This is a genomic window from Acinetobacter sp. SFD (genome assembly GCF_001647575.1).
GTDB lineage: Bacteria > Pseudomonadota > Gammaproteobacteria > Pseudomonadales > Moraxellaceae > Acinetobacter > Acinetobacter pecorum.
In genome coordinates this window covers 19,276-31,096 of the sequence record NZ_LSZJ01000016.1, presented here as the reverse complement: position 1 = coordinate 31,096, position 11,821 = coordinate 19,276, and the positions used below count along the sequence as shown (strand labels likewise).

The 11,821-nt window shown below is 48.1% G+C and carries 8 protein-coding genes; 4 read left to right on the top strand and 4 right to left on the bottom strand.

The annotated features are described in order from the left end of the window. Positions 1–48: 48 nt before the first annotated feature. The 3 genes from AY605_RS13335 to AY605_RS13325 form a co-directional block, all read right to left on the bottom strand. Positions 49–426, bottom strand: coding sequence for a hypothetical protein (locus tag AY605_RS13335; RefSeq protein ID WP_064096870.1), 378 nt, complete (start codon positions 424–426; stop codon positions 49–51). A 131-nt stretch (positions 427–557) separates the two neighbouring features. After that, positions 558–3,695 (bottom strand): efflux RND transporter permease subunit, encoded by a 3,138-nt coding sequence (locus tag AY605_RS13330; protein WP_064096869.1) that lies wholly within the window; start codon positions 3,693–3,695, stop codon positions 558–560. Positions 3,696–3,697: 2 nt separating this feature from the next. Beyond that, entirely contained in the window at positions 3,698–4,801 is a 1,104-nt protein-coding gene (locus AY605_RS13325; RefSeq protein WP_064096868.1) for an efflux RND transporter periplasmic adaptor subunit, read from the bottom strand. A 148-nt stretch (positions 4,802–4,949) separates the two neighbouring features. Here AY605_RS13325 and AY605_RS13320 point away from each other — a divergent pair, with 148 nt between their 5' ends. From AY605_RS13320 to AY605_RS13305, 4 genes are all read left to right on the top strand, one after another. Next, positions 4,950–5,573, top strand: a complete 624-nt coding sequence (locus AY605_RS13320) for a TetR/AcrR family transcriptional regulator (RefSeq protein ID WP_064096867.1) — start codon at positions 4,950–4,952, stop codon at positions 5,571–5,573. 149 nt (positions 5,574–5,722) lie between these two features. Then, positions 5,723–8,407 carry a phosphoenolpyruvate carboxylase gene (ppc, locus tag AY605_RS13315; protein WP_064096866.1) on the top strand — a complete coding sequence of 895 codons (2,685 nt, stop codon included), beginning with the start codon at positions 5,723–5,725 and terminating at the stop codon, positions 8,405–8,407. 297 nt (positions 8,408–8,704) lie between these two features. Then, positions 8,705–10,000, top strand: a complete 1,296-nt coding sequence (locus tag AY605_RS13310) for a solute carrier family 23 protein (RefSeq protein ID WP_064096865.1) — start codon at positions 8,705–8,707, stop codon at positions 9,998–10,000. 97 nt (positions 10,001–10,097) lie between these two features. Beyond that, positions 10,098–11,003: a LysR family transcriptional regulator gene (locus AY605_RS13305; RefSeq protein WP_064096864.1), complete on the top strand. Its 906-nt coding sequence runs from the start codon at positions 10,098–10,100 to the stop codon at positions 11,001–11,003. Here the strand turns inward: AY605_RS13305 and AY605_RS13300 are convergent. Then, entirely contained in the window at positions 11,000–11,737 is a 738-nt protein-coding gene (locus AY605_RS13300) for a sulfite exporter TauE/SafE family protein (protein WP_064096863.1), read from the bottom strand. The two genes, AY605_RS13305 and AY605_RS13300, sit on opposite strands and share 4 nt — an antisense overlap. Positions 11,738–11,821: the final 84 nt, after the last annotated feature.

Sequence of the window (11,821 nt, the reverse complement as noted above, 5' to 3'; positions counted from 1 at the left end):
GGTTAAACCTAGTTTTACAAGGGGAAATTTTAAAAAAATTATATGTTTTTAGAAGACTGCTTTGTTTTGCGAAAACTTGTAGATACCTTTAAACCAGGCATTGATCAGAAAAATAAAGGCAATAAAGCTGAAAATCACCCCGGTCACTACACAGGCTTTGACCCAGAGCTGGCTATCCCAGGCAAAGAAAAACAGTGGGATAAACCACAGCGAAGCAAAGATCGCCAAAATGGTATAAATCACGATATTACGCATGATCCATAGTGCCTGTGCCTGTAACCAGACTTCTGCATAATCGACCTGGGTGACTTTACGGGCAAACCAGTAGGCGAATAATCCACTAACCAGCGTAAATAAGGCCAAAAACATGAAGACATAAGCCATCGCTACGGAGCGTCGCATCTTGGTTAATGGAACTTGAGTCATGTTTGGATCAACCTCGTTACCATATTGGCAGTTCGGCCAATGCAGCAAATACTTATTTTTTTAAATTATAAAAATCTCAGGTGCTACTATATTGAAAATTTCATAATTTCGCACCTGAAATTATGACAAATTTAAACAGAATTTAAACTTTTTCTCACTTTAAACCACTGTGCATATAAGGCAGGCAGGAAAAACAGGGTTAATAGTGTGGCTACAATCAAACCTCCCATAATCGCCACTGCCATCGGCCCGAAGAAAATACTGCGGGACAAGGGAATCATGGCCAGCACCGCAGCCAGTGCGGTCAATACGATCGGACGACAACGGCGTACCGTGGCATTGATGATGGCATCCCACTGCGACTCTCCGGCCTGAATATCCTGCTCAATCTGGTCAATCAGAATGAGCGAGTTGCGCATGATCATTCCGGATAAGGCAATCGTCCCAAGCATCGCCACAAAACCGAAAGGTTTATTGAAAATTAACAGGAATAACACTACTCCGATAATGCCCAAAGGTGCAGTCAGGAACACAATAAAAGCCCGTGAGAAGCTCTTGAGCTGAATCATCAATAAAGTCATGACGACTGCGAGGAATAAAGGCATGCCGGCATTAACCGAGTTCTGTCCACGAGCCGATTCTTCAACTGTACCGCCCACTTGCAGCAGATAGCCATTCGGCAGCTCTGCCCGGATTTTTTCCAGTGGCTCTTTGAGTTCATTGACCACAGTAGCGGGTTGCAACTTGCTACGAATATCGGCACGTACGGTAATGGTCGGCAAGCGATTACGATGCCAGATCAGGCCTTCTTCAAAGCTGTATTCAATTTTGGCAAGCTGCGCCAAAGGTACCGATCTACCGGTTGCGGTCGGAACAGCCAGACTGGCTAAAGATGCTACCTCCACCCGTTCAGCCTGAGCACCACGCAAACGGATTTCAATCAGTTCACGTTTTTCACGGTACTGGTCAATGCCGGCCCCCAAAATCGAGCTGTTGAGTACATTGGCCAGTTCACTGCTGCTCACCCCAAGCTGACGGGCACGATCCTGATCAATCTGCAATTTGATGACTTTGCTCGGCTCTCCCCAGTCCAGATGCACATTGGTGGTATTCGGATTCTCACTCACGGTGGCAGCGACTTTCTGCGCCCATTCACGCACCAGCCCCAAGTCTTCCCCCGATACCCGGAACTGCAGTGGATAGCCCACAGGTGGACCATTTTCCAGCAAGGACACCCGGGTACGCACTTCCGGCAATAACCTGCGAATCTGGTCACTTAAGGATTTGCGGATTTCATTACGGTCTTCCAGCGATGAAGCCAATACCACAAACTGGGCAAAGCTGCTTTGCGGCAACTGCTGATCGAGCGGTAAATAGAAACGCGGCGATCCCATCCCGACATAAGCCACATAGTTATCAATGCCCTCTTGTTTCGATAAAAAGGCTTCGACTTTTTTTACTGCAGCTTCAGTGGCCTTCAGTGATGCACCTTCTTCAAGTTTCAGATCTATCAGAATTTCCGCCCGGTTCGAAGGCGGGAAAAACTGCTGCGGCACCAGCTTAAACATTAAAATAGACAGGATAAAAATTCCGACGGTGGCAGCAATGACAGTTTTACGATAGGTCACACAGGCATCGACCCAACGGCGAAAACCCTGATAAAACCGGGTTTCATAAGGGTCATAATGTTCACCGGCATGATGCACAATCGGCGCCGGTTCCGGCTGTTTGCGCAGACGTGCCCAGAGCCGCTGATACCACGGTGCTTTTTGAATTAAATCTTTGTTGAAATCCGGTAGAAGTTTATCGCCTAAATATGGCACAAACAGTACCGCGGCCAGCCAGGATACCAGCAATGCGATGGTCACTACCTGGAAAATCGAACGGGTATATTCCCCGGTACTCGAGGCTGCAGTGGCGATCGGCAGAAAACCGGCAGCGGTAATCAGGGTCCCGGTCAGCATCGGAAAAGCCGTGGTGCGCCAGGCATGCCCGGCCGCTTGTAAACGGCTATAACCCTGCTCCATTTTAATCGCCATCATTTCAATCGCGATAATGGCATCATCGACCAAAAGACCGAGGGCCAGAATCAGAGCCCCTAAGGAAATTTTATGCAGTCCGACATCAAACAGCTGCATACCGGCAAAGGTCATGGCCAGCACCAGCGGAATCGAGAAAGCCACCACCAGACCGGTCCGGAAACCGAGCGAGAAAAAACTGACCAGCAATACGATAATCACCGCTTCTGCCAGCACTTTCATAAATTCGTTAATACTGCGTTTAACTGCCACCGGCTGATCGGAGACTTTTTGCAGTTCCATGCCGAGTGGCAAGGTTTTTTGCAGGTGGGCAAACTCCTGTTCCAGATGTTTACCCAGTGCCAGAATATCCCCGCCCTTACGCATCGATACAGCAATACCAATGCCGTTTTCGCCCATAAAGCGCATCCGCGGTTGTGCCGGATCACTAAAGCCTCGATAGACTTCCGCGACATCCCCCAGCTGAATGGTTTTGCCATTGACCAGCAGCGGCATCTGTCTTAATTCTTCAACACTGTTTAATGCACCACTGACCCGCACCTGTATCCGGTCTGAACCAGTTTCAAAAAAACCAGACTGGGTGGTGGCATTTTGCTGCTGCAGGGCTTGCTGAATCGCCATCACTGGAACGCCCAGCTGGATGGCCTTGGTATTGGAAATTTCAATCCAGATTTTCTGGTCTTGCAGGCCAATCAGCTCAACTTTGGCAACATCTTTGACCCGTTGCAGTTGCAGCTGTAAGCGGTCGGCGTATTCCTTGAGGGTCGCATAGTCAAAATCTTTACCCTTGAGCACATAAATATTGCCAAAGGTATCGCCGAATTCATCATTAAAGAATGGACCTTGTATCCCTTGTGGCAATTCATGCCGGATATCGCCCACCTTCTTGCGCACGTTATACCAGACATCCGCGACATCTTTCGAAGCGAGGGAATCCTTGGCAACAAAAGTCACCATGGATTCACCCGGACGCGAATAGGCCATGATGCGATCATACTGTCCCGTGGTCATCAGTTCCTTTTCAATCCGGTCAGTGACCTGTAGGGATACTTCTTTGGCACTGGCACCCGGCCAATAGGTCTGGATCACCATGACTTTAAAGGTAAAAGGCGGATCTTCACTTTGCGACAGTTTGGAATAAGAGACGATGCCGATCAGACCCAGCAGGATCATAAAATACAGCACCAGACCTTTATTTTTTAAGGCCCATTCCGACAGGTTAAAGTTCATGCTTAACTCCCTGCCTGAATGGTCACACGACGGTTTTCACGATCAATCGGATTGATTTTTTGCTGGTTACGTAGCAGATGTACGCCGCCAATCACCACATAGTCTTCCGGCTTGAGGCCACTGAGTACAGGAACACTGTCCCGGCCATAGGCACCAAGCTGAACCGGAACTTTACGTAAGGTATGATCCGGCTGGACCACCATCACATAAGCCTGCTGATCCGTTGCCGAGACACTGGATAGCGGCACACTGAGCATATTATCGTGGCTGTGCTGAAAAAATACCCGGGCACTTTGTCCCAGCTGGATCTGGCCATTGCCTTCACGTAAGGAAACTTTAACCCGGAAGGTACGCGACTGGTCCGCTGCCGGTGAAATCTCGCGGACAAAAGCGGCAAATTTTTCTTCAGGTTTGGACCATAATGTCACTGTAGCTGCCTGTCCAACCTTGATCTCCGAAATAGCCTGTTCCGGTACGCCAATTACCACTTCACGCTCACCGGCAATCGCCAGCTCATACGCCGCCTGCCCGGCAGCGACCACCTGTCCTGTTTCAATATTGCGTGCAGTGATCACGCCGTTTCTGGTGGCAATCAGCTGGTTATAAGCAGTCTGGTTTTTAGCGGTATCATAATTGGATTGTGCCTGCTTCAGATTTGACAGGGCGGTCTTGTACTGATTTTCGATCGCGTCATATTGTGAGCGGCTCACGGCATTGGATGGCAATAACTGCTTGAAACGTTGTAATTCATCCTGAGCAATCTTAGTGGCAGACTGCGCGCTTTCCAGCTGGGCACGTGCTGCATTCAGCTGCAGCTGGGCATCTTTGACATCCAGAGTTGCCAAGACTTGCCCGACTTTGACCTGGTCACCCACATCGGCGAAGCGCTGGGTCACCTGTCCAGCCACCCGAAATGCCAGCGCCGTTTGCTGGCGCGCCTGCACATCACCAGCATAACTTTTTAATTCATGCTGTGAAGTGGTGGGTGTGGCCACCATGACAAAGGGAACTTCCTGTTCTGCTGCAGCAGTATCTTTGCTGCAGCCAGTTAAGGTCACGCTGCAAAGCACCACCATGCCAGCCAATACGCTGTAAATCCTGCTCATCTTATTCGCTCTTATCTGATCGTCTTTTTTAGGGCAAACTATGCTGATATATTGAATTGCTTGTTTTTTAATTAATATACCACCCGGTACACTAATTACAACTCAAGCTCCAAAGCAATGACCGTGTTGACTTTTTTTGGAAGAAATTGTGCAAATACCTGTAGGACGACCCAAGGATCTGGAAAAGCGTCAGCGCATCCTGAGTGTGGCCAAAGCGCTGTTTTTAGCGCATGGCTATCATGCCTCCAGCATGAACCAGATTGCACGTGAGGCAGGTGTGACCAAGCTGACGGTGTATAACCATTTTCAGGACAAGGCTACCCTGTTTAGCTGTGCGATTGAGGATACCTGTGAAGCCATTCTGCATGAACATCCTCAGCTGTTGCAGCCGAGCAGCGACTTTGCGCAGGTGTTTTATCAGGCCTGTCAGCGCGCTTTAAATATTATTCATTTACCAGAAGCGATCAAATTGGACCTGTTGCTGATGGAACTGGCCTCGCAGCAAAGTCCTCTGGCAGAACAGTTTTATCAGGCCTCGCATAGCAAACTGGATGCAGTCTGGAATGATTTTTTTACCCTGGCCCAGCAATACCGCTTTATTCAGGTCGATCTTCCAGAAAAACAGACCGAGCTGATCGTGTCCCTTCTGACCGGAACCCGTCATCAGAAAATCCTGCTGGGTCTCAGCCCTCCCCCTTCAAGCGCACAACAGCAACAGATTATTAGCGAGGCCATTGAACTGTTTATGCTGAAATATGCCCTGCCGGATTAACTCCTTTCCTTCGGACTGATCGCCGATCACCGTATATGGCCTAAAATTTGCTAAAAAAGCAGCCAATGCTCTGCAACTTTTGTCTCTAGGGGACTTGGATTGTCATGCAGTCGCGGTATAGTCAAAGCATGCATGTGAGGGAATAAAAAATGATTCAACAGATTGATGCACCACTACGCGAAGACGTACGCTTACTGGGTAATTTGCTTGGGGAAACCTTAAAATTACATGCCGGGCAGGATTTGTTTAATCAGATCGAGCAGATCCGTGCCCTGTCCAAAGGCGCTCGCGATGGACAGGTCGAAGCAGAAAAACAACTGGAACAACTGTTTTTGAGTCTGGAAGATGCCGAAATCCTGCCGCTGACCCGTGCCTTTACCCACTTTTTAAACTTTGCCAATATTGCCGAACAATATCATGTGGTACGTCGTCGCCGTCAGAGCGAGTTTGATGACACTGCAGAATCGCCCAATCCTCTGGTGCCTTTATTTGAAAAATTTAAACAGCAGGAAATTTCTGCTGATACGCTGTATCAGCAAATCTGTGAACTGAAAATTGAACTGGTCCTGACCGCGCATCCCACAGAAGTCAGCCGCCGTACCCTGATTCAAAAATATGATGGCATCAATAATGCCCTGTCCAAATTCGACCAGCAGAAACTGACGCCACGTGAACGTCAGGCAGTTCTGGCCGATCTGAAACAGCTGATCAGCTCTGCCTGGCAAACCGATGAAATCCGTCAGCATCGCCCGACTCCGATCGATGAAGCCAAATGGGGTTTTACCACCATTGAACAGACCCTGTGGAATGCAGTCCCGAAATTTATCCGCGAACTAAATGGCATGGTGCAAGCGCAATGTGGCCAGAACCTGCCCTTAGATGTCGCACCAGTACGTTTTGCCTCCTGGATGGGTGGTGACCGCGACGGCAATCCAAATGTCACTCACACCGTCACTCAGGAAGTACTGTGGCTGTCACGCTGGAAAGCAGCCGACCTTTATGTACGCGATATTGAAAACCTGCGCTGGGAACTGTCCATTCAGCAATGCAGTCCGGAAATTTCCGAAGCCTTGGGCCAGCCCCATCCAGAACCCTATCGTGAATATTTACGTGACACCCGTACCCGCCTGAAAGCGACGCGGCACTGGCTGGCAGAAAAATTAAAAGGCAATGATGCTGATGACAGTCTGGTGATTAAAAGTAAAGACGAACTTTTACAACCGCTCCTGACCTGCTACCGTTCACTGATGAACTGCAATCTGGCCGAAATTGCCAATGGCAGCCTGCTGGACTTTATTTACCGGGTCAACAGTTTTGGGATCGAACTGCTAAAACTGGATATCCGCCAGGAATCCGGGCGTCACCGTCAGGCGATTTCAGCCATTACCGAATATTTGGGATTGGGGAATTTTGAAACCTGGACCGAACAGGCCCGTCAAAACTTTTTACTGCAGGAATTGCAAAGCAAGCGTCCGTTACTGCCGAAACATCTGAATGAACCGGCCGGCAGCCTGATTGAACATCCGGATGTACAGGAAGTCTTTGCCACCATGCGCACACTGGCCGAACAGCCGAGCGAGTCTCTGGGTGCCTATATTATTTCCATGGCGGAATATCCAAGTGATGTCTTGGCGGTACTGCTTTTACAAAAAGAAGCCGGTATCGAGCAGGCGTTACGAGTAGTTCCTCTGTTTGAAACCTTAAAAGATCTGGATGGTGCAGCCGCAACCATGTCGACCCTGTTCAATATGCACTGGTACAAACAGCATATTCAGGGCAAACATGAGGTCATGATTGGCTATTCGGATTCTGCCAAAGATGCCGGCTTTATGTCGGCCAACTGGGCACAGTATCGTGCACAGGAAGAACTGACCGCAGTTGCCCAGCAACATGGCGTGCAATTGACCCTGTTTCATGGTCGTGGCGGTTCGATCAGCCGTGGTGGTGCGCCCACCCAACAAGCCTTGTTCTCTCAGCCACCAGGTTCTATTTCCGGTGCGATCCGGGTGACTGAACAGGGTGAAATGATCCGCTTTAAATTCGGGCTGGAAGAAATCGCGCTGCAAAATCTGGAAATTTATACCGCTGCAACCCTGGAAGCGACCCTGCTCCCGCCACCTGAGCCAAAACAGGAATGGCGCGACCTGATGCATCAAATGACCGAACTGTCTGTTCAGGTCTATCGCCAGACGGTACGGGAAAATCCGCATTTTGTAAAATATCTGCGTACCGTTACCCCTGAGCTTGAACTACAGATGCTGCCCCTGGGTTCACGCCCCGCCAAACGTAAAGTCAGCGGCGGAATTGAATCCTTGCGTGCCATCCCTTGGGTATTTGCCTGGACCCAGATTCGCCTGATGTTACCTGCCTGGCTCGGGACCGGTGCCGCACTGAATGAGGTCCTGGATCAGGGACAGCGTACTGTACTCGATGAAATGCTGGCCGAGTGGCCATATTTCCAGACCCTGATTGATATGCTGGAAATGGTACTGTCTAAAGCCGATGCCCATGTAGCGCTGTATTATGAATCGCATCTGACCCAGGATGAAGATCTGAAAATTCTGGGAACAGCGTTACGCCAGCGTTTGCAGGATGCCGTACAAACCCTGTTAAGCTTGAAAGGTGAATCGAAACTTCTGAGCAGCAACGGCGTACTGGATCAGTCCATGAAAGTGCGTAAACCGTATCTGTTACCCTTGCACTTGCTGCAAGCCGAACTGATGAAACGTCGCCGTTTATATCTTGAACAGCAACAGGCCGAAAACACCCCGGTGGATCATGCGCTGATGGTCAGTATTGCCGGAATTGCGGCTGGTTTACGCAATACCGGTTGATTTTCTGACTTCAATTTAAAGCACATCTATACGATGTGCTTTTTTATTGACCAGTCAATAGCTACAAAAAGCTTTATTTATATATCAAATTAAAATTAGTTATAGAAGTTGAATATGAATTGTTCGGGAATTAATCTACTGATTTAACTTTAGTTTTAATTTTAAAAACTTTTACCGCACGGTAAAATATTAAATAAAGTCATAGAATTAATTTGAACAAAATTTTTGTTCTGGTAATTAAATCTTGAAAAAAACAAGAGTATGATGTGCACAATTTATCTTTCGAGTGCTCATTTTATGTCCAATTGGTTTCCCAAATGGCGCCCTTACGAGGGTAGTATCGATGCACGACCAGTAGGTACCGCAGAGTATTTACCGCCTGCCCAGACCCTGATCCTAGGGGTACAACATGCTTTTGCCATGTTTGGTGCAACGGTACTGGCACCATTTTTGATGGGCTTTGACCCAAATCTGGCAATTTTAATGTCAGGGATCTGTACCATTCTGTTCTTTCTGATAACAGGTGGCCGGGTTCCAAGTTATCTAGGTTCAAGCTTTGCTTTTATTGGGGTAGTGATCGCAGCAACCGGTTATGCAGGTGGTGGCGGACTCAATCCGAATATTGGTGCTGCAGCCGGCGGTATCATTGCCTGTGGTATCTTCTATGCGCTGATGGGCTTTCTGGTCATGGCGACGGGCACCCGCTGGATTGAAAAGCTGATGCCCCCGGTGGTGACCGGTGCCGTGGTGATGATCATTGGCCTGAATCTTGCCCCCGTCACGGTGAAAAGCGTGATGGGCAATACCTTTAATATGTGGATGTCCCTGGTCACCGTTCTGTGCATGGGTTCAATTGCCGTATTTACCCGTGGCTTGTTACAGCGTCTGCTCCTGTTGATTGGCCTGCTCCTGGCCTATCTGATCTACTTTGTACTCAGCAATGTCATGGGCTATGGCACGCCCATCAATTTCCTTCCCGTTCAACAAGCTGCCTGGTTCGGTTTACCGACTTTCCACGCACCGACCTTTGAATTAAACGCCATGCTGATCATTGCACCGATTGCACTGATTCTGGTGGCTGAAAATCTGGGACATATTAAAGCTGTAAGTGCAATGACCGGTGAAAATCTGGATCCGTATATTGGTAAAGCCTTTGTTGCAGATGGCGTTGCCACGACGCTGGCCGGTAGTGTGGGTGCGCCGGGTATGACCACCTATGGTGAAAACATCGGTGTAATGGCCGTCACCCGGGTCTACTCGACCATCATCTTTGCCGTCGCGGGTGTCTTTGCCGTGTTTCTGGGTTTATCGCCAAAGTTTGGTGCGATTATTCACACGATTCCAACAGCGATCCTGACGGGTGCTTCGATCGTGGTGTTTGGTTTGATTACCATTGCCGGTGCCAAAATCTGGATTGAAAACAAGGTTGATTTCTCGCAGAACAAAAACCTGATGGTAGCCGCGGTGACCATTATTCTGGGTACAGGTGATTTTGCCCTGACCTTTGGCAGCTTCAATCTGGGTGGGATTGGTACCGCAACTTTTGCTGCCCTTCTATTGAACTGGTTCTTTGGTCTGGCCGATAAAAAATAATTCTCAGACTTAATTTTTCAAGCAGCCACATGGCTGCTTTTTTATAGCACAAGAATTGTTTAAGATAGGGCTGATCTTTTGTGTGAGCATCCTGCTGATGCGTCTGGATTTTTTTGATTTAGATCTTTTTTTCAATATTGTCGAAACAGGTAGTCTGACCAAAGGTGCTGAACGCTCTGCCATTTCCCTGCAAGCGGTCAGTGAGCGGATTAAAAAGCTGGAACAACACTATCAGGTCAGTCTGTTTACCCGTCATTCAGGCGGGGTGAAACTGACTTATGCAGGACAGGTCTTTGCTGACCATGCTCAAGTGCTCTTGCAACAGGGACACCAACTGTCTCAGGCCATGGCCATCTTTGGTGAGGAACTGAACACCAATATCAGTTTATGGTGTAATTCCTCAGCACAGAGCGAATACCTGCCTTTACTGCTGCCACAATATCTGGTTAAAAATTCCCATATCCAGATTGATTTAAAAGAAGCAGAAAGCAATGACATCATTACAGCTTTAAACAACGGTACTGCCAAACTCGGACTAATCTCGAGCTTTTTCCCTGCATTTGAATTACACACACTGGAATTTGCAGATGATCCTTTGGTCCTGATCTGTCCGGAACAGCATGATTTAAGTCATATTCAGACATTAAAATTAGCAGACTGTTTAAATTACCCCTTTGTCGGTTTGATGCAATATCACTCATTACAGCAGTCGATTGAAACCCAGGCCAGTTTGCTGAACTGTGAGATTCAATACCGCCTGCGTTTACCGAATTTTGCAGCGGTTGCCCAAGTCGTGGCCAATAGTGTTGGCATTGCCATCATGCCAAAACGCGCCGCGCAACGTCTGGCAAAATTATATGCATTTAGGCAAATCAAGCTGGATGGGGATTGGGCTAACCGCAAACTGTTATTGGCCGCAAAAAATTTTGATGAACTCAATACGACTTATCGGCACTTCAGCCAGTTTTTAGTTTCTGCAGATCTACAAAAAATTCTGGATTAAATCCAGCCGAATTGATGCAGCATCATATAACTGCCCAGGACCATCAGGCCAATAAAAAATACCGTCCGGAATTTCTGTTCAGAAATACGATAGCGGATTTTCTTGCCGAACCACATCCCGATCAGCGCAGGAAGGAGTGCAATCGCTGACATCGTATAATCGGTCGGGATATCTTCAACAGGATTTTGATGCAAAAAGATGGCCAGACATACAGTCGAGGTGGTAAATACCAAGCCTAAAGCCTGGACCAGATCGTCACGTTTTAAATGTAAAGTCTGTAAATAAGGCACGACCGGAATTACGATGACACCGGTCGCCACGGTCAAGGCACCGCCCAGATAACCCATCATCGGAGAGAGCCATGTTTCATGCCGGCTCAAATCTGGCATTGTTCTGGCGTATAGACCGTAGAGACCATACAGGGCCAGCATTCCTCCCAAGAGGGCTTCACTATGAAATTCAGCATGACCTAAAGTCGGAAAAATACTCCACACTGAACCTATGATAATACCGGTCAGCAGTAGCCAGAAACGGCGGATTAATTGCAGGACATGACCTTCGGCAAATAACTGCCAGAAATTGGTTAGCAGTGAAGGTACGATCAGTAAGGTCGCGGCCTGAAAAGGACTCATAAATATGGTCAGCAAACCCATAGATACTGCAGGCAGACCTAAACCAATCGTGCCTTTAATCAGGCCAGCCAGAGCAAAAACAGCAATAACAAAAGCAATCATCCGATAGCCCTAAATTTATTTAGAACCATGTTATAGCTATTGCTGATAGAGAAAAATCAGGTTTTTAAGGAGACAGCCTCAAGC

Bases quoted from the DNA above. Each gene is read 5' to 3' on its own strand.
- AY605_RS13335 (WP_064096870.1), bottom strand. From the start codon at position 426: ATGACTCAAGTTCCATTAACCAAGATGCGACGCTCCGTAGCGATGGCT.
- AY605_RS13330 (WP_064096869.1), bottom strand. From the start codon at position 3,695: ATGAACTTTAACCTGTCGGAATGGGCCTTAAAAAATAAAGGTCTGGTG.
- AY605_RS13325 (WP_064096868.1), bottom strand. From the start codon at position 4,801: ATGAGCAGGATTTACAGCGTATTGGCTGGCATGGTGGTGCTTTGCAGC.
- ppc (WP_064096866.1), top strand. From the start codon at position 5,723: ATGATTCAACAGATTGATGCACCACTACGCGAAGACGTACGCTTACTG.
- AY605_RS13310 (WP_064096865.1), top strand. From the start codon at position 8,705: ATGTCCAATTGGTTTCCCAAATGGCGCCCTTACGAGGGTAGTATCGAT.
- AY605_RS13305 (WP_064096864.1), top strand. From the start codon at position 10,098: ATGCGTCTGGATTTTTTTGATTTAGATCTTTTTTTCAATATTGTCGAA.
- AY605_RS13300 (WP_064096863.1), bottom strand. From the start codon at position 11,737: ATGATTGCTTTTGTTATTGCTGTTTTTGCTCTGGCTGGCCTGATTAAA.